Genomic DNA, 23,062 nt, shown 5'->3' on the forward strand with positions numbered 1-23,062 from the left:
TTTTAGGCGCTTATTATCTATGACCAACATCTTTATCATTGTTGTTCTTTTGGTTGTTTTCTTTTTTATCATTCAAAAGTACGTGATCAAACATGATGACACTCGTGACTATCCATATCGCTCTAAAGGGCCACTCTTAAATGGGCAAGAAGGCGCATTTTTCAATGCATTGAGAGCTGCTGTGGGTGATCACGCGGTGGTGTTCTCTAAAGTTAATATGGCAAGTTTGATTGCGCCGAAAGACATAAAAAACAAAAAGCAGCTATTTATCGCTAGCAATCGAATCTCCCGAAGCTACTTTGATTATGTGATTTGCGACCCTCGCACTCTACAGCCACGTGTCATTATTGAACTGGACAATGGGCAACAGTTACACAAAGGCAAAATTGAACGTCAAAAACTGTTAATGCATGTGTGTAAAACCGCAAATTTGCCACTCATTGGCGCGTCGGTGAAGCACAGCTATCAGGTAGGGCGACTGCGTCGTCTATTGGCTGCACATATTGACTTAATCGAGCCTGACAAAGAAATTCGCTTTTGTAAGAAGTGTGGCAGTCCGATGGTCATCAAAACAGCAAACCAAGGTGAGTTTAAAGGCCGCCGCTTCTTTACTTGTAGCCGACAGTCAAACTGTACCTATACCGAAAATTACAATGTCGTGTTTGAATCGGATGAATAAGTAGGCTTCGCGGTGAGGTAACTAGAGTTAAGGCTTTAGCTCCGGTGGGTTAAAGCCTTTTTCGTTTCTGTATATCATCCACGTTGCTTAGTTAGCTCCTATACTTTGTTAAAGAAAGAAGAATAGGGTATAACAATGCGATATGGATGGGGTTTTTTAGTACTGCTGGTTGCGCTAAATGCCAACGCGATACCAAATTTGAAGCCATTAAAGTGCCAGTTGACCGACACACCACAAGATCATTTTTTGTATTACTATGAGCAGATGGTCTATCAAAGTGAGCAGTTTTTGATTTTTCAAAACTTTAAAGGACGAGTCAGCACTCAGGTTGATCTTAAAACCGGTGAGTTGATTCGTACGACCTACATTGGTGAGCCTTTTACGCCGAAATATCAGATCCTTTTTGGTTTTTGCCCTAATGTTTCGCAAACTTTGCAGATGTGGATGTTGAGCCAAGTGCCATACGATAATTAACAGGAATGACTAAAAGCTGCATAGATCACACTTTTAGAGCGTTAAGTGGCTGCAATTGCTGATAAATTCGTCTAAAAACAGGGCTTGAGTTTAGAATTTCGCCAAACGATTCAAAGTTCATAAATTTCTGCTTGCACCGCTGATGGTATATGGATAATATCCCTCTCGTTCCAGAGAAATGCGTCCGTAGCTCAGCTGGTTAGAGTATCGCCTTGACATGGCGGGGGTCGGTGGTTCGAGTCCACTCGGACGCACCATTCAACTTGAATGGTTAGGAATAAAATTTGGGTCCGTAGCTCAGTTGGTTAGAGTACTACCTTGACATGGTAGGGGTCACCAGTTCGAATCTGGTCGGACCCACCAAATTTTTATATGAATACGTCATATAGCAAAAAAGCCCGCACTTGTGCGGGCTTTTTTGTGTCTATTACGAATGTAATGCTGCTACTTCTCTTAGCTTTCGCTACTGAATAGGCGAAACAAAGCCACTAGGCTTAAGTACAACTAAAGAGCAGTTGATGGTTTGGAAGATATTTTCTGCAGTATTGCCGACTAATAACCCTTGGATTCCTGAGCGTGCAACGGTCCCCATGACTAATACATCAATATTCTGCTCATCGACCCAATGAGGGATTTCATCATCAGGGGTGCCGTGGATATGATGTATGACAGTGTCTCCTTTGATGCCTGATTTATCTATTAATGCATCCAGTGCCGCTCGGTGTGTCGTTTTTTCTGCCTCCACTTGCTCATCAAGTACTTTATCTTCCACTTGAATCCAGATGTGGTGTCTTAGATAGTTCTCAAGCTGAAAATCCCAGCAAGAGACGATATGTAGTGTGCCATCACAGCTATCGGCGACAGTGCGGGCAAGCTGAAGTAAACGTATGGCTAGCCCTTGCTCCTCGGGTGCAGTAATCGTCGGGTCAATAGCAACAGCAACATGCATGTTACATGGCGCTTTGCCGGTCTCTTTATTTAGCCAAACCGGACATGGACATTTACGTAGCAACTTCATATCTAACGCTTTGAAGCCTTTGCTATCATCATCAAGGGGCTCAGCATCTTTGATGAGTAGATCGTATTTATGGCGACATACTGAACGGATAATCCGAACCGCAGGGTAGCTGCCACTCTCAATTTCAATTGGGAAAGGGTGAGGTGACGCTCCGGCTTTGGTTTGCAACTCTTTCATGTTGTCAGCTAACGAGTTGATTAAGGATTGCTCATAATTCGCTTCATAATTAATCATGCTAGTAGGCAAAGATGGGCAGACAACTAATCCCTTTAGGCTTGCTTGGTTGTTCTCGGCTAGTTGGATAGCTTGGACCAGGCCATGGCTTTTACCTTCCAATCCATGGTTGACGAACAGAACATTTTTAAACTCTTTCATTGCGTCCTCCTTTTTTTATAGTGTTGTTCTAATTGAAAGATATTTCCATATAAAAGGTGGGGAATATTGTCATGTTTTACCTTTAGCCTTAAATACGCAGAATGGCAACTTCACAAAAAGGGACTACAATCGGCAAGTGTTACCTTATTAGGTGGAATGAAAATGCTAAAGAAAACACTTCTTGCCATTACGTTATCTGCAGGTGCGGTAGCCGCCGCAAGTGCTTGTACTGGTATATCACTCTCAACCTTACTGTTGAAGACGTGACACCATAACAAGTCGCAAATTAGAAAGAAGAGATAGACTCATATATCTATCTCTTTTTTTTGTATTTACTGTGTCGTTTGAGCCACGTTAGACGCTGTCATTTGAACGGTGTCGTTGCTGGTGAGTCTTTGGTATGGACGCAGACCAAACAGGGGCATGATGGCGTATATATGGTCAAATAAATCTGCTTGTACGCCTTCGTAGTATGCCCAGTCGGTGTTGTTGCTGAATGCGTATATTTGAAGTGGAATGCCTTCCGGAGTTGGTTCCAGTTGGCGGACCATAAGCAGCATGTACTGATGGATATCCTTATTGGCCCGTAGATAAGCATTAATATAGGCGCGAAACATACCCAAATTGGTCAATTGCCGAATGTTACCAAACTCAGGCTCATCACCTAACTCGTCATTATATTCATTAATCTCTCGAGTTTTTTCATAAATATACTGACGTAAGATTCTGATACTTTTCAGCTTTTCAATCTCTTCATCTGATACAAATCGGATAGACGTCACGTCAATGTTCACTGAACGTTCGATTCGACGACCGCCAGAATCAGACATACCTTGCCAGTTGATAAACGCATTTTGTACCAGAGCATAGGCGGGAAGCATGCTGACCGTATTGTCGAAGTTTCTTACTTTTACTGTTGTCAGGGAGATTTCTTCTACTGTGCCGTTCGCTTTGTAAGCATCCATTTGGATCCAGTCATTTAAGCTGATCATTCGGTTAGCGGACAGTTGAATGCCTGCGACAAACCCAAGAATAGTATCTTTGAAAACCAGCATCACAAAGCCGGTTGCGACACCTAAACCAGATAAGAAGATAACAGGCGATTCGTTGGCCAGTATTGACAAAGAAACCACACTGCCAACAAAGAAAGTAAACAGTTTTATGAGTTGAACAAAGCTCTTGATGGGCATTCGTCTGGTGATGCCTTTAAAGGTCGCAATGTCATTGAGGGCATCGAGAAGAGCAAAAATCATCCAAATAAAGATGACTATTATAGAGATACTTAAGATGCGATCGAGCAGATCAGCAAGCCAATCATAGTGTCCAACCGCGAGGGGTATAAATAGGTCCAAGACCATAATGGGGGTCAACAATGATAGTTTTTCCAATACATCGTATTTCTCAAGGCTTTTGGCAAGGGGCTTATTTGTTCTTTGAAGGACGTTGTTAACTGAACGAACAATTAAGTGATGTACTAATAAGTAGCTTATCGCTGCGGCGGTGAGGCTACCCAGAATGAAAACCGTGGTGAGTTCAATGCCATAAGGATCGCTGTTGATACCGACGATACTCAGTTTTTTTGCGATATAAGTACGAATGTGATGATCGAGCAAATTGTGATCCTCAAAGTGGAGCCTAAAGATTGGGATATAGGCTGAAAACCATAGAAAAGCTGTTAATCCTAAGCTGAATTTATCGGTATTGCACTGGTTTAATCTTATGTTCTTGAATCATATTATTCAAAAATAGCGTATAGGAGAACCTGTGGTACAGGATTACCATTCAATTATGCGAGAACTCTGTTAAGTCTGTGAACCATAGGTGTTTTCTTGGGCTAGACTAAACAAGCGACTCGCGTTTAATTGAAGAGGCATCCTATGGAAAATTCGAATCAAACACAGCAACCTACGTTTTTATCTAAAGGCTGGAAATATTTTGTCATCGTCGGCGTAATTATTTCGCTAATGGGGGTCGGAGCGATGAGCTTGCCTGTAGTGGCGGGCATGACGATTTCAACCATTGTTGGGGCGGTTCTTTTTCTTAGTGGTCTAGTTCAGGCGTATCACACTTTTTCCATTAATGTATGGAAAGAGAAGCTCTGGTATGTATTGAGTGCGTTGCTTTACATTGTGGGTGGTTTATTCATTTTGTTTAAACCACTCGCAGGCTTAGTCACAATTACCATGTTGATGGTGATTGTGATGATATTGAATGGTCTTACTCGCGTGTTCTTTGGTTTAACTAACCGAGGATTACCAAGTAGCAATGTGATTGTATTCAGTGGGGTAATTTCGGTGCTTATTGGTAGCTACTTCTTTATGCTGTTAGATGATCCTGCATTTTCAACGACGTTGTTAGGCGTTTTTGTTGGCGTATCTCTGTTGATTGAAGGCATTAGCTTTATTTTAATAGGATGGCAAATGAAAAAATTGTCATAGCATCGTATTGATGCCGATAAAAAACGCTCATTAATCAATGAGCGTTTTTATCAGGTTATTACGCGCAGCGCTGTTTTATTGATATGGCTAATTGAGGTGTCAACGACATCACGATCATTCCAGCCATTAGGCCATATTGCAGTGAGGTGAAGCTTTCCCCAAGGAGTAATAAACCTGATACGATACCCGCGATAGGGTTGGCAATACCACCAAAGGTGAAGTCGACAACGGACATGCGCTGAAGTAACCAAACGTACATTCCGTAGCCTAATGCAGTATTGAGTATGATAACCCACATTAAGCCGAGCATATTCGTTATGGATGTGTTTTGAACAGCATGAAGGTACGGTTCTGGATTGAAGCTCGCCAAAAGGCCTGCCATCATCGAAAGGATGATGCCGCCGAAAATTAATTGCCAGGTCAGAACGGTCCACCAATGTATTCTTGTTCCTAAAGATTTAGTTACGCTGCTACCAATAACAATGCACATGATGGCTGAGAGCATCGCGAATAGACCAACAGGGTTAAGAGTGATGGAGCTAGGATCAAACAAGAACCACGCTAAGGCGATTAATGCCGCGCCGCTGCGGACTTGGATTGGACTAGGCTGTCGTTTGTAAATTACCCAACCAAATATCATGGCAAATACAGGCACCGAGACCATACCAACGCCAGAGATTGCTGAAGGAAGTGTCAACGCCATGACGAAAATAAGACTAAAGAAGAGGGCGATGTTGATCACACCTAAGACAAGCAAGATGGCCCAATCTTGTTTTTTTGGTAGCGATGGTTTTACCGCTAATAGTAATAGGCCCGCAGGCAAGGCACGTAGGGCGCCCAGCAATACGGGCGGCCAGTCTGGCAAAGTAAATTGTGTTACAGCGTAGGTGGTGCCCCAAAAAAATGCCGGAATCATAGCGAGTAAAACGTTCATAATAAATATCTTTACGTAGAGATAATTATTTATAAAGGTACGCCTCTGATTGGTCCTTGTAAAGAATCTTTATGTTAAGGTAAATTGAATAGTCAGGTTGTCATTGGAGAATGAGGGTAATGGACGCAATTGATAGAGTTGTCATGCAATGGGCAAAAGAGAAACCTGAGTTAGACACTGAGCCCATGGCGATCATGGGGCGGTTGATGAGAATTGCCAAGCATATGGAAACTCAAGTGGCTGAGCTACACAAAGGCCATGGTCTCAAGATGGGGGAGTTTGATGTACTGGCAACATTGCGACGCAGTGGTGAGCCATATCGGCTGACACCCTCGGAGTTGATCGTTTCAATGATGCTGACTTCGGGTGCGATGACCAATCGCTTAGACAAACTTGAAACGAAAGGCTTGATCGCCAGGGAGCACAGCAAAGAAGATCGGCGCAGTGTGACAGTGAAATTGACGCCTATCGGATTTGCGCTTATCGATATGCTTATCGAAGAACACCTTAAAGTACAGCATCATTTGATGGGCAAACTATCAGATGACGAGAAAAGACAGATTAACTTGGCGTTAAAGCTTTTGTTGCCCCAGTTTGAATAATTGCTGCCTGTTTAAGTCACCCATCCATGGCTAAAGGGGGCCGCTATTTCTTTACTTATCAAAAAAAATGGAACGCATTTCTTCGGTATATCAATAAGATAGTTTGTCCTCAGTCACAGTAAGTGAGTAAAAATTCGCACCTTAGACCTGTACGAGCTATATAAATGTTATCGAAATGTTTAGGTGCGAATTATGCAAGCTCTCTCATATTGGTTGAAAGCCTATGGTGAAAGTCATCAAAACCCGATAAATCAAAAAATTCACAAAGTTGCTGTACCGGGGATATTTCTCTCTGTTGTTGGTTTGATTTGGTCTATCCCTCAACTCTCATTGTTCGGATTTAGCTTAAACTGGGTCTGGGTCGCAGCAATTCCGGCATTAGTCTTCTATTTCCGGTTATCTATTAGCGTTTTCATATTGATGCTTGCTTACACTTTGGCTTGTATCGGCTTCATTTGGTCAATGGAAATTCTAAACTGGCCGGTGTTGCCGATCTCTATGCTGTTATTTGGCGTTTTGTGGATATTTCAGTTTGTTGGTCACAAAATTGAGGGCAAGAAGCCATCATTTTTTGAAGATGTACAATTTCTGTTGATTGGGCCAGTTTGGGTGTTCTTTAAACAGTAAAGAAGAGCCATTCAGTACTAAAAGAAGAGTTTCATTGATATCTCTCATTGGTTAGACAAGCAAGGCTTCTCAGTTGCCACTAAGATTAATAGAGTTCATGCCATGAACTTATAAATTTAGATTGCTAACGGAGGGAGGAATGTATAACCGCGAGCACAAATATTTATATTGGCGAGAAGAGCGCAAGAAAGGCAAATGGCATTATGTAATGAAGTCCTTCTTGATGATTTGTTGCGCTCTGCTCGTAGGTAAGGTTATCGGTCTGTTTGTCTTTGGAGAATTACATACAGTAAAAGATATTATTGAGCAGCTACCTGCAGATCTTTTGATTATGATGCTAGTGGGGTTTCCTATTAGTGTGATTGGATGGTATCACGAGGAGTCGAAGTTCTTCCGAGCATTGAGACGTCGCGATAAAAGGCTGAGAGCTAAGTTAGACAGTCGAAAGAGCAATAGCCATTCTTTGTAGAGGGGATCTAGCCTAAAGGCGAAGTTTCATTGATGAGTGCTCACCAGTACAAGGTTAATGTTTAGCATGACGTTATGAATACAAGCTTGTTAATTTATCGGTATCAGTGAAAGTGTATAAAGCTTTTCTGTCCTTACCTGTAACATATATGCAGTGATGGTAATAATAGAAATTTTTTATCAATCGATGTCGCGTTTGTTTTTAGAATAGAGGCTAATAAAAACAACAAATAATCGCCTTTAATGAAAAAAAATATAATCGCTCTTGCTATTGTCTCTTCCACTTTGGCGGGTTGTAATAATGATGACCCAATAAATTCGCTACCGGATATTATCCCTCCTACAGAAACTGTACCACCAACGGATATTATTCCCCCAGTCACTTACCTTGGAAAATTGACTGTGGATGGGCAGATTATTAAAGGTGAAGCGGTTTGTGATGGTCAACAATTGGTCGATGGCACTTTTGAAATTGGGCAAGGCCAAAACTTTAGCTGCACACTTGGTTCGGTGCTGCTTGGTGACTTTACTGCGCCATTCCCGAGTTCGACACGTACTGCAAGCTCATCAGATTTGGTTGAGAAATCATTCAACTTGGTAGAACAACATGGTGGCAACGTTACCAGAGTTTTGCAAGCTATTAACTCATGTAATGAGTCAAATACGATCTGTGTGACAGAGTTTGACTCTCTGGATATTCAAGATATCTATTTAACACTAGATAACGAACAAGCCGTAAACGACTTTATTGAACTTAGGAATGAGCAGAAAGAAAGCGAAGCGACGGACCAAGTAGATAAAGCACCTAGCTCACACGTCGATCCAGAGATTAAACCCTCAGAGACTGAGGGGGTAAGCCCTGATCTAGATGCAAGTTTTGTCTCTGCGAGCGCGGAAGAAACGTATGCGTATAAACCAAGTGTGGAAAACCAAGTATTAACAGAAAGTCGATTGACAGATGCGAATGGCAAGTCGTTAGCTGGTGTTAGTTTCTTCTCGGCCAATTCAAGGGGCGTTACCGCTTCAGACGGCTCATTTGAATACCTATGGGGTGATGACCTAACATTTGGTATCGATACATTTGAGTTTGGCTCAGTGAAAGGTAACAAAGTGAGCTACAAGATCACTGATGTTACTGAAAATGCAGTTGAAAAAAATAATATCCAGTCGTTACTTGAGCGCTATGGTCAAACTGATGATGATGCTTTGGTTATTAGCGACAACGTAACCACCGTTTTTGCTGAGTACCCCAACGTTATTAATGAACTGATTAATCTACGTTTGCCTAATGGTGGCATTATTGACGGTTCTGGCGGTATGACGGTGCCAGATGAGTTTGAAAGTCAGTTTGAATCTGGTCTGACAGCCATCATTGATGCAAAACTTAATCTTGGTGTAGGCACATATTCTCGAAAGTCTCGCGCAGTCTACTCAATGGACAGTGGCACATACGTGACTGACTCTCTGAAAGCGATCTTCAATAACGTAAAAACATTCCATGTTTTCCATGACAACCAAGGTGGTTATGGTGCGACAGGTTGGGTTCGCGGCAATCGCACGTTGAACATTTCTAACCGCGCATTCCCTGTCATGATGGATCGTAATGATGTAAATAAACTCATCCCTTTTGGTAAGCGCCAAGTATGGACTCGCGAAGGTAAGCCTTACATCGCTGCGTATGAAGACAATGTCATGCAAGCCATCCCAACGGTTAACTCTGACACTGCTACATACGGACTTCCTTTTGTCGCTGCCGGTGAGATTGGCTTAGGTAAAGTCGTCTTTATGGGTAACTCAATGTACCCATCGATTCTGTCATGCCCGAGTAATTACTGGGCAAACGGATGGAATGAAGTGCGAATCAATAACGTAAGTCAAGAATGTACCTCAGTTGTCACTGAACAAGATGCTCGTTCTGATAAGGGGGACATGCAACGCTACTTTACTAACCTATTCAATTGGTTTAGTCCGGGTGGTGGTCACAACGTCGCAACGAACATCGAACAAGGTGTATTTGCGATGGCAAATAACGCTCCGGGCATGCGTTATGAGTTTTTTATCAATAAGTCTTATGGTTTAGGTAGTGAGATTAAAGTTGGCACTGGTGATTACTCATCTCTTGAACCATCAACGACGCCAATTCTGATTCTGCAAGCTTATGGTGTACAACGTACCAATAATGCTGCTGATTTAAGTGATCCGAACCTAACCCAAGAAGATATTACGGACCTAATTAATTATATTAATAAAGGCGGTAATGTCCTGTTTATGGATGGTATTGATGTAAATAACCCTGAGCCAATCGCAAGACTGGCAGATGCGGCAGGTGTTTCCATCGGTGGTCCAAATGTGGCCAACCTTTCTCAGAGTAATTGTGACCCTGGCATTAAATGGTGTAACAAATCGCCAAGATTAAACCAAAAACAAGAAAAAGAGATCGTCGTTTTACAACGATACGATAATTTGCCTGGAGGTAATCCGCCTTTCACTGTCAATGATGATGGTTCGGTAACATGGGCATCGGATACGGATATGGCTTCTACGCCGTTCCATGTTCCGCAATATGAAGTCATCGATAGCGATGGTAAGGTATCAAATCAATACGCACTCATTCGTGTAAACAACATTGAAGAGCGTGAAGCCGCAATTCGCGAGCTTCAAGAAGCCTTCGTAGGAACGCCTGTCTGTTCGAATGAATACGAGTACGAATTTAACTGTATTGAAGTACGGTCTGGCACAGGTATCGTTGAGCGCGCATACGGCCGACCTGATTTTGAGCGTGTACAGTTTGAAGTAAGCAGTATGGTAAAAGCGGCGAACCTAGGCACAAACGTGCAAGCGCTGGCAGATCATGAGCTTTACTACCGAACGGGTGGTAAGCAAGGTATACGTTTGCCAATTACCGAGTTAAATCAAACTTACGATAACTTATCAACTTGGTTATGGAACAACAACAATTACCGATTTGAACCAGATGCTCCACAAGATGAACTAGGATTTAAACGTCTTGTTCAGTTCATGAATTGCTACACCAATAATACTTTCGGTGGTAATGCAGAGTGCCCCGCTGATCTTAGAACGACATTAGTTGCTAACAACATGATTATTGGAGAGGGTGAATTAGAAGGATTTGTTAATCCAAGCTATCCACTTAACTACCAAGAGAAACCGCTAACACGCATCATGCTTGGTCGTTCGTTCTGGGATTATCGCGTTAAAGTCGATACAACAAGCTACCCAACTCGCCCTAATAGCAACGTGACAACGAGTGAAACAGTAAGCATTGATACAGATGGCGTCGGTGTTTCATTCTCTGCGGGTAATAATCAGTCTACTGGTATGTGGTTACCACAACATGAGATTGGTTCAGTATCGGGTGACACGCCAGCTATGATCACTGTCATGTTTGCCGATGATCTTACGGGTCGTGCGCAGCATGAAACTAACCTAAATCGCCCACCTCGTATGACTAAAACCTTTAATCATACCGGGGGAACAACGCCTATCGACACGCCATATGGCGGGTTAGTTTACATTCAGCCGCTCGAATCAAATGGGGTTGTGCAATACCGCTTAAACGGTGTTATCAAAGCGCCATTATACAAAGAGGGTCTATGGGTTACTGAGCCATCTCAATCAAGCGTGAAAATCGCTGAAATCGATACAGGTTCATTTATTTACACGACTCATGTCAACAACGTCCAAGATGCGGACTTAGTGGCGTTCTCTGAAGAGATGAACCGCTTTGCAGATGCAGCAAGTGACTTCTATGGCCTTGATGAAGTGGTTGAGGGAGGGGCACATCGTCGTTTCACCTACGATGCGTTGAAAGGCTTCCGTCACCGTTTTGTGAATGATGTTCAGATCTCAATTGGTGCCGCGCACTCGGGCTACCCAGTAATGAGTAGTTTATTTAATGCTCAATCAACAACGATTCCAACTCAGGCGAAACATGATTGGCTGTTATGGCACGAAGTGGGTCATAACCTTGCTTCTGCACCATTTAGTGCCCCGGGCAGTACCGAAGTAACAAACAACCTGTTGGCGTTGTATATGCAGGAGCTTGAAGGCCGTAACGAAAACCCACGTATGGACCGTATTATTTTTGATATTCAGAAAGCGCCATTATGGCTAGCAAGTAATCCAGAGCACGCATGGGCTAACGGTGATGCTGGCATGCGTTTGGTGATGTTCGGTCAGCTTAAACTTTGGGCGAAAGCGCACTTTAAGATTGATGATTGGTACACAAACGCAAAAGTGAAACCAAGCATTTACGGCACTGATGAAGGCTGGAATATGTTCAAGCTGATGCATCGTAAAGCTCGTGGTGACGCTCAAGGTGACAATGATGGTATCAACTACTGTAGCTCACAGGAAACGGGCTTATCTAATGGTGATCTGATGATGGTGTGTAGTTCTTATGTATCTGACTACGATCTACGAGATTTCTTTACGACTTGGAACGTAGGCGAAACTTCTGCCACTACGCCAGATGGAACGAAGGTCTACAGCGGTGGCATCAGCGATAAGGCAATAGGCGTATTGGATAGTCTTAAGTTGAGCAAGCCAGAGAATAGCCCCTTAAAGGTTGATTCATTAAACTACGGCTCGATCAATTAACCTAAATCCCTTAACCTCGGTTGAGGGATTTTTCTTTTTCTGGCAGCTTTAACCGCAAAATTACGTTAAGGTTCAGCAATCACAATTCCATGGTCCAATCATGACTCACGCACAACTCATTCTGATAAGGGGCCTTCCGGGGTCCGGAAAAACCACATTAGCCAGACAGTTGTCACTGCGTCTTAATGCGAAACATTTTGAGGCGGACATGTACTTTGAAAATGAGCAAGGAGAGTACCTTTTTGATGGGACTAAGCTTAGAGAGGCGCATGAATGGTGTTTTCAACAAACGAAGAAGTGGCTAAACAAACACAAGACTGTGATTGTAAGCAACACGTTTGTCCGGCACTGGGAAATGAGGCCATATATTGAGTTTTGCGAGCAGAAAGGCGTCGTAGTTGAAATAAGAGTCTGTCGTGGTGAGTTTGCTAGCGTTCATAATGTACCAGAAGAGACTATTGAAAATATGCGCCGTCGGTGGCAGGCATAAATGCTACATCTATCGAATAAATATGATAATGATTTCTAATAATTGCGCTCTATGGTTGCGATAGGTCGTATCGTTGCAATGAACGGTAGTTATGAGGGGGAAATTGCGTTTCAATGGTGTTGTTTTTTTGAACAGAGCAATATTATGCCAATAAGAATGACATTCATAGCGTTAGCAGTACTGACTTCTGTCCAACCTCAGGCTGAGTCACAGCTACTTCCTCCCGTATCTTTAGCTGAGAGTTATCATGAAGGAATCGATGTTTCTCAGTATTGGTATAGTGAAAAGCTTGATGGTATAAGGGCCTATTGGACGGGGAAGCAATTGGTCACTCGTAATGGTAATCGTATCTATACGCCAGATTGGTTCACTGAAGTGCTACCAGATTACCCGCTTGATGGCGAGTTGTGGGCAGGGCGCGGCAACTTTCATGTAGTACAGCAAACGGTTCTCGATAAAAAGCCAATAGACGCGGCATGGCGGGAAATTGACTTTATGCTATTCGACATGCCTTATTCTGCAGGGGACTATCGAAAGCGTTACTACAATATTCAGGATCTTGTTTTTACTATTGGGGCTTCACATATAAAGTACATTGAACACAGAGCCATTCGTGATGAGCAGCAGCTGTACTATCAACTAGATCGGATATCTCAGTCAGACGGTGAAGGCGTGATGTTACGCAAGGTCTCGAGCCGTTATCAGGCGGGAAGGGGCAGTGACCTACTTAAGCTTAAGCGTTATCAGGACGCAGAAGCTCAAGTTATTGGGTATAAGCCAGGAACGGGGCGACTACTAGGCATGATGGGCGCAATGTTAGTCAAGCTTTCCGATGGAACAGAGTTCTACATTGGCAGCGGCTTTTCTGATGAAGTGCGTAAACAACCCCCTGAAATTGGTTCAACGATAACGTTCCGGCACAACGGTTTTACCCATACAGGAAAACCGAAGTTTGCTCGTTTTTTGCGAGGTCGAATTAACCAATAGACTCAATACTACCGGTCTCCAATCCTGACTCCGCAGCGTTTGAACAATTGCTGCCAAAACTGCACATGCTCAAGCGTCTGGTTACGAAATTCTTGATGCATCGAAGTCATCCCATAGTCATGGCCGTGCGCTTTCATCCTTACTTCGACTAATCGAATACCACTATCGAGTTGTTGGTAGGTACTGTCCAGATAAGCCATGTAAGGTTGAACTTGCTTCACGTAAACGCTTTGAAATACGTTCCTTAAATAGCGAAGTGTTGTGGTGTCACGATTCTTACCACAAACGATCTTGTCTTGATTTGTTTTGAGCATCTCGGTGGTTTGCTTTAGCCAAAGGGATACATTGGTCAAGGTATAGTAGAGTCGCCCTATCAAACGAGTCTTTTCTATCTCTTCTTGATAATTAACCAAAGCCACGTCCGGCAAGCGTGATACAACCATGGGGGGGGTTAGGTACATTTCCTCGAGCGTTAGAAAGGCGCTGCGTACAGATACTACTTGAGCTTTTGCATTGATAGAAAGCCATTGTGAAGCGGTTAACTGTTTGCGCATAGCATCACTCGTTAGTAAAAGATTGTCGAGGTGGGTTGGAAAGTGCTCCCATTTTTGAGTGTAAACATCATTGAGCTTAGATTGATCTTCTTTGCTTAATGCGTGATGGGTTAAACAACCATGAAGGGTACGTAGCAGCGAGGTTTGATAATCAAAGTCGTAAAAACTATCTTGTACTTTTCCGAGCGGAGAGTTTTTCTGAGCGATTAGGTTGAACAGGCCACACTGGCGCAGCTGATAGCTTTCAAGCAGACCGAGAGAAACTCGTGGTAGATCATGAAATAACACTCGTTTATCGGGAATCGTCACAGCAGCGGATTCTTCAATCGTAGAAGCTGAAACCTCTAAAACAGTAGCCAAGCGTTGGTGATATTTTTGAAATACGGCCTTTTCTGGGGTTAACCATTCACTGCAGCCACTAAGCAAGATGATCGAAAATAGAGGTAATATTCTCACAGCATTTCCTTTTAAATCACTTTATAAGTATACCCAACAACCTCGTCTTGCGATCAAAAAAGCCAGCAGATGCTGGCTTTGGATAAATATTGTCTTGTCTCTATTGCTGCGAGAAGTTCAGTTGTACTTGTGGTTCTTGATGATGCATCCAACGTAAACGGACACCAAGCAAGATTGCGGCAGAAGTTAGGCCAATAATAAATCCTAGCCAAAAACCCTGTGCACCCATCGGCTCAACAATCCAATTAGTACGACCGAGGATATAACCCATAGGTAAACCAAGGATCCAATACGCAATAAACGTACGATTGAAAATCGCCCGCATGTCTTTGTAACCGCGAAGTGCGCCTGCTGCAACGACTTGTACAGCATCTGTACATTGATAAATAGCAGCTAGGATAAACAACTGCATTGCAAGGGTAATTACTTCTGCATTGTTCGTGTATAGCTTCGCAATTGACTCACTGAAAGCGACCGTGATAAATGCTGTCATAAACGACAAGCAGATGCCGACCATAATACCAACGCGAGAGGCAACACGAGCCCCGTCCACATTATTTTCACCTAGGCGGTGACCAACACGAATACTGACTGCCGCACCAATACTCATCGGTAGCATGAACACAAGTGATGAGAAGTTAATGGCAACTTGGTGTGCAGCCACAACAATTGAACCGAGCGGTGAAACCAATAGTGCAACCACGGCGAACAGTGTTACCTCAAAGAAGAGTGCAGCCGCAACCGGAAAGCCAAGTTTAAAGAGACGAATTTGAGCTTTTAGCTGTGGTTTATGGAACTCACCGAAAAGGTTAATGCTTTTTAGACGTGTAGATGTGCACACATATAGCAGCAATAAACCCAACATCACCCAGTAGACGATAGCGGTCGCGATACCACAACCGACGCCGCCGAGAGCTGGTGCGCCAAACTTACCGTACACGAAAATCCAGTTTAGCGGGATGTTAAGCAGTAGACCAATGAAGCCAATCACCATGGCCGGTTTGGTTAAAGACATGCCATCCGTGAGGCTTCGCAACGTCTGGAAGAGTAAGAACGCTGGAACAGCAAACATAACAGCATGGATATAACCGATAGTTTTCTCTGCCATCACCGCTTCAACGTCCATGATCTGCAGAATAAATTGAGTCTGAAATAACACACCCAAAATAGGCACGCAGATCAAAAGCGCAAGTACCACACCTTGCTGAATTTCAAATGGGATTTGATCTCGGCGACCGGAGCCGTTCAATTGGGCAACAATCGGTACGAGCGCCATTAGTAGTCCAATACCAAATAAAATGGATGGTAACCAAATGCTGGACGCAACAGAAACGGCAGCCATATCAGTTGCGCTCACACCGCCAGCCATGACGGTATCAACAAAACCCATGCCTGTTTGTGCGACAGAAGCGATCAACACAGGGGTTGCTAGCTTAATTAGGCTTGACGCCTCTTCTTTGTAGCGATGCACGAAATACTCCGGAGTGGAACAAAAAATGGATAGGGAATGGTTATAGTGGAGCGTTCGGGGGCAAAAGAAGTAATGATTAAATCGGATGGTTGATTTTAGCCACGATAAGGTGAAAAAATGCCCCGGAGAAACTCCGCGGCGATGATAAACAATTGTATGCTTAGATACCATACCTTCAGTACAAGGATTAATGATTAATTTGTCGTCATTAATCACTTAAGTTAGGGGGGATATATTTAGGTTATCAGTCACATCAGATGAATAGGTAAGAGCAATGTTTACAGGAATAGTTCAAGGTACAGCGAAAGTCGTTAAAATCGATAAAAAAGAACGTTTTCAAACTCATATTATAGAATTGCAGGGCGCATTAGCAGAGGGACTAGAGATAGGTGCGTCCGTAGCCCACAACGGTTGCTGCTTAACCGTGACCAAAATTGAAGGCTCGCAAGTTAGTTTTGACTTGATGCAAGCGACCTTATCTCTCACTAACCTTGGCGAATTGGAAGAAGGGGGCCGGGTAAACGTTGAGCGTGCCGCCAAGTTTGGTGATGAAATCGGTGGTCATAGTATGTCTGGTCATATAAGTTTAATGGCTGAAATGGTGGATATTATCGACACCCCTAATAACCGTACTATTTGGTTTGAATTACCTTTAACATCGATGAAATACGTGCTCGCTAAAGGCTACATAGGGATTGACGGTTGCTCACTGACTATCGGCGAAGTAGAAGCGAATCGCTTTTCGGTACACTTGATACCAGAAACGTTGCAAAGAACGCTATTTGGGGCTCGTCAAATAGGTGAGAAAGTAAATATTGAATTCGATCCTCAAACGCAAGCGATCGTTGATACAGTAGAGCGTGTCTTGGCAGCCAAGCAGTTATAGCACAAATCTACATCATTGGGATTCGGGTTCTTGGGTAGTTAGACATCTATACCCCCGGTACCCTCGAGATGCTTGATTCAGCGATAATGACTTGCGTTGAAGGCGAGGCAACAATTTGAAGATCTAGTGGCAATTGTTAACGACGCATGCGAACCGGAAATTGAGATCGACAAAGGAGCCTCGACGGCTCCTATTGTCATTTATGGTAAGTTTGTCATTTGCTACTCATAGTTATCATCGATGAACAACTCCACCTTTTCATGTAGCTCATCGACCTTCATATTGAGATGAATGGCGTGGCAGCAAGCTGGGCAGTCATCATAAAACTCTTGATCCCCGTTACTTGCATCTAACGTGATGCCAATTGAGTGCCCACAATGGGGGCATTTGACATGTCTTTCAGTATAATTTTGCATACAAAAACTCCTCGTATAGCAGGGCTTTATTCTCTGTTGGTTATATATTGTCGCCCTTGATCACTCGCTTTCCTCCACAGTAGAAGAGACAACGTAAGCCAAGTTATTTAGAATTTTAGGTGGAGTTGTTGCTAATTGAGTCGAAATAAGTACAAAACTTGACCCTAGACTCACGTTGAGTCTAGGGAGTGTGGTTGGAGATGATGTTCGTCTAAAATTTACATTTGGTCATAATTTTACGTCAAAAATCAATAAGACATAATATTACTAATGGATGACTGAGCTTGTTCCAAGTAATGCCCACCAAAGAGGTTGCAGTGATTGAGTATATGGTAAAGATTATAGATGTCTTTACGTTCTTCATAGCCGAGAGGGAGTGGGGTAACGGATTCATACCCTTGGTAAAATTCAGGAAGAAATCCACCAAATAACTCTGTCATAGCGATATCGCATTCACGATCTCCCCAGTAGCAAGCAGGGTCAAAGCAGATTGGATCAAAAGGCGTTAAAGCGACATTGCCATTCCACAAATCGCCATGCAACAAAGAGGGCTCGGGAGCATGATTGGCGAGATGCAGTTTTACAACGTTAATAAAGTCATCAATATCAACTAAGGTAATGCCTTTTTCTTTGAGAAGTTGAAGTTGCCAACCGATACGTTGCTCTGCAAAAAATACACACCATTTTTTGTGCCATTGATTCGGTTGAATGGTTGAACCAATATAATTATCGGTATCAAAACCAAACTCTTTCTGCTCTCCCCATAAATGAAGTTGCGCAAGTTGTTGACCGAATTTGTAGCTGTTTTTCGGATCTTCGAGAGGCTTGGTTGGGAGGTAATTAAGAATCAGAAAAGAGTGACTTTTGGTTTTGCCGACTAAGACCACTTCTGGAACAAATAGGGTAGAAGTTTTTCGCAGAAGATGAAGGCTTTCAGCCTCAACCTCAAACTTGGCTAAAAAGTCACGATCATTGATTTTAACGAAATAGCGTTGTGCACCATCATTGATCATGTAGCTCTCACTAATATCTCCCCCCGAAAGACGGACTTTCTCTTTAATTTGATATTCGAACAATAAAGTATCAGAAAGCTGCTGCGATATTGCTTGCCACATACAAAACCTCGTTAATCTATTTGACCAACAATAGTTTAGGATAAATGCCAACACATTGACGCGGACCTGAGCAAACTTCAGCAATAAAAAGAGACTTAATAGCAGTAAATGTATATAAATGTGAATTGCATCTCCTATAAGTTACTGATTTATAGGGTCAACCGATGAAACTGTCGGAATTCAGGGAGTATCATTATTTTTTTTGATTTTGGTTCCATTAACGGCATGAAAATACTGATTTGTGATGACTTTGCGGTAGCAAGAAAGTTGATATCACGCTCGTTCATGAAAGATGCATCTCTGCACTTATTGGCAGCGCAAGATGGAAACGAAGCATTGCAAATTCTAACAGAGCAAAATATTGACGTTTTGTTCCTCGATTTGACGATGCCAGTCATGGGAGGCTTTGAGGTATTGAAGTCTCTCCCAGTCAGTCAGTATAAAACCAATGTCGTGATTGTTTCTGGGGATGTCCAGCAAGAAGCCAAACAGCGCAGTATTGAATTGGGAGCGTTCGATTTTATCGCCAAGCCTCTAACGAGGGCGCAAATTGTTTCATTGTAATAGCGCCTAGACTTACATTGCGCCCTCGAAGCGCCAGAACAGCCAAGCCTAAATGCCTCTGACGGCATTTCATCATTGGCAAAGTTTCGTGAAGTGGCCAATATTACTCTCGGTAAAGGAACATCAATTATGGCGGAGCATTTACACGAGTTTATTCATTTACCTGTTCCTCATGTTGGCCCCTTAACTTACGGTGAACTCCACATGACGCTGGCTGATGTGATAGGCAGAGACCGTTCTGTTGCGGTCGCTCAACGATTTGTTGGTGGGGGAATACACGGTGAAGCTTTGGTGTATTTACGTGGAAAAGACATCAACCAAATAGGTAAACGCCTCGCATAATTACTTGAATTTACAGCATATAATGAAATTGCATAATGTATCTAACCTATTGGTGTCTTCATTCTTAACATCGCTAGGTGTTCAGCTCGATAAATTATTTTCATTACGCCAGCCACATATTATCGACACATTGGCACCCTATGATGAAGCAAGAAGCACTGATGTATGTGGTCGATTTGGCGGAGAGGAATTTACCGTTCTTCTACCTAACACTAATGAAGAACAGGCGCTTCGCTTTGCCGAGGCGGTTAAGAGAAGCCATTGAAGAAGAAACAGTAAAAGTTGAGAAATTTTTGATCAATTGCACGATAAATATTGGTGTTTGCGAATGTAAATCTCGTTTTGAAAACCACACCCAGTGGTTGAAATGTGCTGACGCTGCGCTATATAGGGCGAAAGAGAACGGGCGTAATGAGACTTGGCATCATAGGGTTGAATAAGACCTATTGGATAAAAATTACTCAGTTAAATGTCCGGCGTCTCTTAAAATGACATAAGTTAATGAAATTTTCTCTGCATGTTTTACTATTGAAACGATTTCGCTTTCATCTTCGAAGGCTTGCAAAAATGGAGAAAAGCAGTGGTTGTAGAGACTGATGGATATCTTGCTCTTATTGAGCACCTTTCACTCAATTTAGACATTTTTACTTCAGAGCTTGGTGATACTGGTACAGAAAGCATCGAAGATGTTGCGACAGACATGGTTGCCTCTAACATCATGGCGATTTTTGAGCAAAACCCCGAATTACACTCAAGTGTGCGCTTTAAATTGCTAAAAGAAGCGGATGCAGTGGTTGAAGATCTTGGTGAGGTGTTGGCTGGTGTTTGGGGCAAAAAAGCGACTAACGAACAAATCGCTTTTTTAGATGAGTATATCGCTTTAGTGAAGAACTTATTCGATACCGCCGTTGCGACTTACGACTAATTAGCGACTTCTGATCATAAAAGGGAAGAGTAATCCGATCTTATCCCTATTTCTTTTCGATAAGGGTTACATTGTAACTCTTCTTACTTGCCAAAATTTCGAGGCCCAGTAAGGGCTATCGATTCTCGAAATTATTACGCCTTTTGACGTAGAAGCGTGCATGAATTGCTTGTTCCCCAGATAGATGCCTACATGGTAAGTCGTTCTGTTTGTCTTAAAAAATACTAAATCACCTTGCTTAGCATCAGACCAACTCAGCTTGACGCCTTGTTTTGACTGCTGCTGCGTTGTTCTTGGCAATGACATTTGGTATGCCTCAATAAACGCTTTCTGTACGAATGCTGAGCAATCAATGCCCGATTTTTTTGTGCCGCCTAAGCGATAAGGTGTGCCGTACCATTCGTTGTAGAATTGGTATAAATCAGGGGTTTCAGATCGTAAATGCTGTTTAGATATCGATGTTGTCTGTTGCGCTTCTGAATTAGTCTCGGGTCCGGAAGAGCAAGCGGCCAGTAGCAGGCTAATAATTAAAGGAAAAAAACTGCGACGCATAACATTCACCTGCCTTCCTTTCGGCTTCTTAACGGAAATATTTGAGCAATAAATGTGTACAGCGAACCTCATGATAGTCTCTTTTGTTGGACTGTTAAAATGGCTATGCCGCTGGTATTCATTGCCTCAGGGTCTCAGTTTAAGATTTTTAACTATCGCCGCAATAGTTATTGCTTTTCCTGTCTTAAATTTCCAAACAATGATGCAAATCGAGTATGAATTTTCGTTATTTGGAATTCAATCACACTTCGCTATCGGATCTCTGACTTCTCGCGTCCAAATACGTAAATATATTGTTAACAACTTAATGCAAATAAGAGTGGCTCACATGTTTTAATGGTTGTAATTCAATCTCGAAAAGTTAAGTTCATATTACGCCAGTGGAAGGAATCGTTCGGTGATGAATAAAGTCTGTCCTATTGTTTTTCGGAATGAAAATCGCGAAATACTATTGTTTGAACATCCACTGGCTGGCGTGCAACTAGTAAAAGGAACGGTTGAGAAGTTTGATCAGGATTTACTGAGGGCTGCTAGGAGAGAGCTTGAGGAAGAGTCGGGGATCCGACAAGTGCTGGAATCGCGTTATTTATGTCAGTGGCAAAGCGACTTTCAAAACCAAACTTGGCATTTTGTATTGTGTATTTGTGGCGAATTACCTGAACAATGGCTGTTTCACACCCTTGATGATGGAGGGCACGACTTTGCATTCTTTTGGCACGATATAAACAAAGATATTTCATCAAAAGCTCATCCCGTCTTTCAAAGGGCATTGGTGAAAGTGAGACAAATGATTAGCCAAGGAGATCTAAAATGAGGCTCGAAGTTGGCGGAGACACAACTGCATCATCGCTCAAACGTCTGTCAAAAAATGACGTCAAAATGAACCTGTTTGCGCAGCAGTTACTGGAAGATGGTGCCGTTCATGTTTCTAGGCAAGCTGAAATCATCAAGGTAACGATCAAAACACCGTTTGAATTTGGCCTTTATTTTGGTGCGATACTTGACGAACTCATCCAAAAAATGAAGCAATGTGGATTATCGGTATGTCCAATTGAATTCACGCTATATCTGCGATTATAAGATCTTGCGCTCTGTCTAGGGGAGTACCTGGCTGTCGATTCCTCACCAATTTCAGAAGATGAAAGTTATCCGCGGGGTATCTATATCAGAAATCTAGAAGATGGTTTATGGTTAAGAGGGGTCCGAAGTTCGGTCGATTTTACTTTTCCTCCTTCAATGAACTTTGTATTTATCAATTCTTAATTCTAGAGGTTAGGCAACATGGGAGCCATTCAGTAACCACGTTCCAATTCATTTAAGAATCAGACGGTTTGAATGAGACGAATAGCTATAGCAAACACTATACTTATAGAAAAGGATAATGCGAAACGGATCAAAGCGTAAATTTCGAACACTTCACGTGTCGAATAAAAGCTTTCTTGCTCTCAAAAATACACATCAAATTATTAATATTTTGCCCATTTATATATGCTTTGCGCATTCATTAAGATAAGGAAGGGAAATGGATAAGTTCGTGGTGTTTCTCCTATGCCTTTACCTCACTTTCAGTGGTGTTATCCACATCTATGACAACATTATCGATGGTTTTTTACCTTATAACTTTGCTCCGGGCTGGTTGAACGCATATTGGAGTGCTTTAGGGCTATTTAGTTTACTGGCAGTGTACCTGTTGATTACACATCGCCGTTCAGGAATCGTATTAATGATCTTTATTCTGCTTAGCAAAGTTGCTTTCAACTCGTATGCATACTACGTCCTTGATGTATTAGAAAGCAGTCGTCTTTTACAGTGGCAAACACTACTGCTTGGATTTTCAATTGGTGTGTCTATTTGGCTGTGGAATTCTCAAAAGGCCCGCCACTCTCGCCATATATTCCGCTAACACTGATATTTCTCAACAAGGATTCGTTATGAACAACGTTAAGGAGCTCATGAGTTTCGGAATTTTTTTGCAGCGCTTACTGGTTTCAGCTTTAGCGCTGTCTTTTTTTGCATTGCGTTTCTGTATAAGTCAATAAGTCATCAACAAGACATTCGCATGACCACAA

Annotated in this window: 22 protein-coding genes, 2 tRNA genes and 1 pseudogene; 17 read left to right on the forward strand and 8 right to left on the reverse strand. The window is 42.6% G+C overall.

What is annotated here, in order from left to right:
- The first annotated feature begins 19 nt into the window (after positions 1 to 19).
- The 4 genes from ACVA54_RS05030 (at position 20) to ACVA54_RS05045 (ending at position 1,516) form a co-directional block, all read left to right on the forward strand.
- On the forward strand, positions 20 to 679 hold the full coding sequence (locus tag ACVA54_RS05030; RefSeq protein ID WP_119464227.1) for a DUF2726 domain-containing protein: 660 nt from the start codon (positions 20 to 22) through the stop codon (positions 677 to 679).
- A 135-nt stretch (positions 680 to 814) separates the two neighbouring features.
- On the forward strand, positions 815 to 1,153 hold the full coding sequence (locus ACVA54_RS05035) for a hypothetical protein (RefSeq protein ID WP_099078036.1): 339 nt from the start codon (positions 815 to 817) through the stop codon (positions 1,151 to 1,153).
- A 180-nt stretch (positions 1,154 to 1,333) separates the two neighbouring features.
- Positions 1,334 to 1,410: transfer RNA gene (locus tag ACVA54_RS05040), tRNA-Val, on the forward strand.
- 29 nt (positions 1,411 to 1,439) lie between these two features.
- A tRNA-Val gene (locus tag ACVA54_RS05045) sits at positions 1,440 to 1,516 on the forward strand.
- 100 nt (positions 1,517 to 1,616) lie between these two features.
- Here ACVA54_RS05045 and ACVA54_RS05050 read toward each other — a convergent pair.
- A complete protein-coding gene (locus ACVA54_RS05050) occupies positions 1,617 to 2,546 on the reverse strand; it encodes a universal stress protein (RefSeq protein ID WP_446644280.1) in 930 nt (309 codons plus the stop codon).
- A 332-nt stretch (positions 2,547 to 2,878) separates the two neighbouring features.
- Entirely contained in the window at positions 2,879 to 4,159 is a 1,281-nt protein-coding gene (locus ACVA54_RS05055; RefSeq protein ID WP_446649440.1) for a mechanosensitive ion channel family protein, read from the reverse strand.
- Positions 4,160 to 4,423: 264 nt separating this feature from the next.
- Between ACVA54_RS05055 and ACVA54_RS05060 the strand changes: the two genes are divergently transcribed.
- Positions 4,424 to 4,984 (forward strand): HdeD family acid-resistance protein, encoded by a 561-nt coding sequence (locus ACVA54_RS05060; protein ID WP_099078033.1) that lies wholly within the window; start codon positions 4,424 to 4,426, stop codon positions 4,982 to 4,984.
- A 58-nt stretch (positions 4,985 to 5,042) separates the two neighbouring features.
- Here ACVA54_RS05060 and ACVA54_RS05065 read toward each other — a convergent pair whose 3' ends face one another.
- Positions 5,043 to 5,918 (reverse strand): DMT family transporter, encoded by an 876-nt coding sequence (locus ACVA54_RS05065; protein ID WP_446643608.1) that lies wholly within the window; start codon positions 5,916 to 5,918, stop codon positions 5,043 to 5,045.
- Positions 5,919 to 6,037: 119 nt separating this feature from the next.
- On the opposite strand from ACVA54_RS05065, the gene ACVA54_RS05070 reads away from it, so the two are divergent.
- From ACVA54_RS05070 to ACVA54_RS05095, 6 genes are all read left to right on the forward strand, one after another.
- On the forward strand, positions 6,038 to 6,520 hold the full coding sequence (locus tag ACVA54_RS05070; protein ID WP_099078031.1) for a MarR family winged helix-turn-helix transcriptional regulator: 483 nt from the start codon (positions 6,038 to 6,040) through the stop codon (positions 6,518 to 6,520).
- A 192-nt stretch (positions 6,521 to 6,712) separates the two neighbouring features.
- Positions 6,713 to 7,147: an Mpo1 family 2-hydroxy fatty acid dioxygenase gene (locus ACVA54_RS05075; RefSeq protein WP_099078030.1), complete on the forward strand. Its 435-nt coding sequence runs from the start codon at positions 6,713 to 6,715 to the stop codon at positions 7,145 to 7,147.
- 139 nt (positions 7,148 to 7,286) lie between these two features.
- Positions 7,287 to 7,616, forward strand: a complete 330-nt coding sequence (locus ACVA54_RS05080) for a hypothetical protein (protein WP_099078029.1) — start codon at positions 7,287 to 7,289, stop codon at positions 7,614 to 7,616.
- Between the two features lie 242 nt (positions 7,617 to 7,858).
- The gene (locus ACVA54_RS05085; RefSeq protein ID WP_446649441.1) at positions 7,859 to 12,235 is read left to right on the forward strand and encodes an SslE/AcfD family lipoprotein zinc metalloprotease; all 4,377 of its coding nucleotides are present in this window, start codon (positions 7,859 to 7,861) and stop codon (positions 12,233 to 12,235) included.
- Positions 12,236 to 12,335: 100 nt separating this feature from the next.
- A complete protein-coding gene (locus ACVA54_RS05090; protein ID WP_099078027.1) occupies positions 12,336 to 12,725 on the forward strand; it encodes an ATP-binding protein in 390 nt (129 codons plus the stop codon).
- Between the two features lie 144 nt (positions 12,726 to 12,869).
- Complete coding sequence (locus ACVA54_RS05095; protein ID WP_446649442.1) at positions 12,870 to 13,712, forward strand: DNA ligase; 843 nt, start codon at positions 12,870 to 12,872, stop codon at positions 13,710 to 13,712.
- Positions 13,713 to 13,720: 8 nt separating this feature from the next.
- On the opposite strand, the gene ACVA54_RS05100 is transcribed toward ACVA54_RS05095, so the two are convergent.
- Both ACVA54_RS05100 and ACVA54_RS05105 read right to left on the reverse strand, forming a co-directional pair.
- On the reverse strand, positions 13,721 to 14,722 hold the full coding sequence (locus tag ACVA54_RS05100) for a DUF3080 domain-containing protein (protein ID WP_253252647.1): 1,002 nt from the start codon (positions 14,720 to 14,722) through the stop codon (positions 13,721 to 13,723).
- Positions 14,723 to 14,822: 100 nt separating this feature from the next.
- Positions 14,823 to 16,193, reverse strand: coding sequence for an MATE family efflux transporter (locus ACVA54_RS05105; protein ID WP_099078026.1), 1,371 nt, complete (start codon positions 16,191 to 16,193; stop codon positions 14,823 to 14,825).
- A 274-nt stretch (positions 16,194 to 16,467) separates the two neighbouring features.
- Between ACVA54_RS05105 and ACVA54_RS05110 the strand changes: the two genes are divergently transcribed.
- Positions 16,468 to 17,079, forward strand: a complete 612-nt coding sequence (locus tag ACVA54_RS05110) for a riboflavin synthase subunit alpha (RefSeq protein ID WP_099078025.1) — start codon at positions 16,468 to 16,470, stop codon at positions 17,077 to 17,079.
- 221 nt (positions 17,080 to 17,300) lie between these two features.
- On the opposite strand, the gene ACVA54_RS05115 is transcribed toward ACVA54_RS05110, so the two are convergent.
- On the reverse strand, positions 17,301 to 17,495 hold the full coding sequence (locus ACVA54_RS05115; protein ID WP_099078024.1) for a CPXCG motif-containing cysteine-rich protein: 195 nt from the start codon (positions 17,493 to 17,495) through the stop codon (positions 17,301 to 17,303).
- Between the two features lie 248 nt (positions 17,496 to 17,743).
- Entirely contained in the window at positions 17,744 to 18,610 is an 867-nt protein-coding gene (locus ACVA54_RS05120; protein ID WP_099078023.1) for a fructosamine kinase family protein, read from the reverse strand.
- A gap of 225 nt (positions 18,611 to 18,835) precedes the next feature.
- On the opposite strand from ACVA54_RS05120, the pseudogene ACVA54_RS05125 reads away from it, so the two are divergent.
- Positions 18,836 to 19,956, forward strand: a pseudogene (locus ACVA54_RS05125) (diguanylate cyclase).
- A gap of 140 nt (positions 19,957 to 20,096) precedes the next feature.
- Positions 20,097 to 20,441: a DUF3802 family protein gene (locus ACVA54_RS05130; RefSeq protein ID WP_099078021.1), complete on the forward strand. Its 345-nt coding sequence runs from the start codon at positions 20,097 to 20,099 to the stop codon at positions 20,439 to 20,441.
- A 66-nt stretch (positions 20,442 to 20,507) separates the two neighbouring features.
- Here the strand turns inward: ACVA54_RS05130 and ACVA54_RS05135 are convergent, their stop codons facing one another.
- A complete protein-coding gene (locus tag ACVA54_RS05135; protein ID WP_099078139.1) occupies positions 20,508 to 20,993 on the reverse strand; it encodes a C40 family peptidase in 486 nt (161 codons plus the stop codon).
- A gap of 397 nt (positions 20,994 to 21,390) precedes the next feature.
- Between ACVA54_RS05135 and ACVA54_RS05140 the strand changes: the two genes are divergently transcribed.
- The 3 genes from ACVA54_RS05140 to ACVA54_RS05150 all read left to right on the forward strand — a co-directional run bounded on the left by ACVA54_RS05140 (position 21,391) and on the right by ACVA54_RS05150 (position 22,896).
- Positions 21,391 to 21,807: an NUDIX hydrolase gene (locus ACVA54_RS05140; protein WP_099078019.1), complete on the forward strand. Its 417-nt coding sequence runs from the start codon at positions 21,391 to 21,393 to the stop codon at positions 21,805 to 21,807.
- Positions 21,804 to 22,073 carry a hypothetical protein gene (locus tag ACVA54_RS05145; protein WP_119464234.1) on the forward strand — a complete coding sequence of 90 codons (270 nt, stop codon included), beginning with the start codon at positions 21,804 to 21,806 and terminating at the stop codon, positions 22,071 to 22,073. Before ACVA54_RS05140 ends, ACVA54_RS05145 begins: the two co-directional genes overlap by 4 nt.
- A 442-nt stretch (positions 22,074 to 22,515) precedes the next feature.
- On the forward strand, positions 22,516 to 22,896 hold the full coding sequence (locus ACVA54_RS05150; protein WP_099078017.1) for a hypothetical protein: 381 nt from the start codon (positions 22,516 to 22,518) through the stop codon (positions 22,894 to 22,896).
- The last annotated feature ends 166 nt before the right edge of the window (positions 22,897 to 23,062 follow it).

The organism is Vibrio sp. PNB23_22_6 (assembly GCF_052877535.1).

Excerpts from the sequence above, each read along its gene's own strand:
- ACVA54_RS05150 (WP_099078017.1), top strand. The coding sequence starts at position 22,516 with ATGGATAAGTTCGTGGTGTTTCTCCTATGCCTTTACCTCACTTTCAGT.
- ACVA54_RS05035 (WP_099078036.1), top strand. The coding sequence starts at position 815 with ATGCGATATGGATGGGGTTTTTTAGTACTGCTGGTTGCGCTAAATGCC.
- ACVA54_RS05050 (WP_446644280.1), bottom strand. The coding sequence starts at position 2,546 with ATGAAAGAGTTTAAAAATGTTCTGTTCGTCAACCATGGATTGGAAGGT.
- ACVA54_RS05030 (WP_119464227.1), top strand. The coding sequence starts at position 20 with ATGACCAACATCTTTATCATTGTTGTTCTTTTGGTTGTTTTCTTTTTT.
- ACVA54_RS05145 (WP_119464234.1), top strand. The coding sequence starts at position 21,804 with ATGAGGCTCGAAGTTGGCGGAGACACAACTGCATCATCGCTCAAACGT.
- ACVA54_RS05110 (WP_099078025.1), top strand. The coding sequence starts at position 16,468 with ATGTTTACAGGAATAGTTCAAGGTACAGCGAAAGTCGTTAAAATCGAT.
- ACVA54_RS05115 (WP_099078024.1), bottom strand. The coding sequence starts at position 17,495 with ATGCAAAATTATACTGAAAGACATGTCAAATGCCCCCATTGTGGGCAC.
- ACVA54_RS05080 (WP_099078029.1), top strand. The coding sequence starts at position 7,287 with ATGTATAACCGCGAGCACAAATATTTATATTGGCGAGAAGAGCGCAAG.
- ACVA54_RS05135 (WP_099078139.1), bottom strand. The coding sequence starts at position 20,993 with ATGCGTCGCAGTTTTTTTCCTTTAATTATTAGCCTGCTACTGGCCGCT.
- ACVA54_RS05060 (WP_099078033.1), top strand. The coding sequence starts at position 4,424 with ATGGAAAATTCGAATCAAACACAGCAACCTACGTTTTTATCTAAAGGC.
- ACVA54_RS05095 (WP_446649442.1), top strand. The coding sequence starts at position 12,870 with ATGCCAATAAGAATGACATTCATAGCGTTAGCAGTACTGACTTCTGTC.
- ACVA54_RS05065 (WP_446643608.1), bottom strand. The coding sequence starts at position 5,918 with ATGAACGTTTTACTCGCTATGATTCCGGCATTTTTTTGGGGCACCACC.
- ACVA54_RS05090 (WP_099078027.1), top strand. The coding sequence starts at position 12,336 with ATGACTCACGCACAACTCATTCTGATAAGGGGCCTTCCGGGGTCCGGA.
- ACVA54_RS05070 (WP_099078031.1), top strand. The coding sequence starts at position 6,038 with ATGGACGCAATTGATAGAGTTGTCATGCAATGGGCAAAAGAGAAACCT.
- ACVA54_RS05075 (WP_099078030.1), top strand. The coding sequence starts at position 6,713 with ATGCAAGCTCTCTCATATTGGTTGAAAGCCTATGGTGAAAGTCATCAA.
- ACVA54_RS05120 (WP_099078023.1), bottom strand. The coding sequence starts at position 18,610 with ATGTGGCAAGCAATATCGCAGCAGCTTTCTGATACTTTATTGTTCGAA.
- ACVA54_RS05085 (WP_446649441.1), top strand. The coding sequence starts at position 7,859 with ATGAAAAAAAATATAATCGCTCTTGCTATTGTCTCTTCCACTTTGGCG.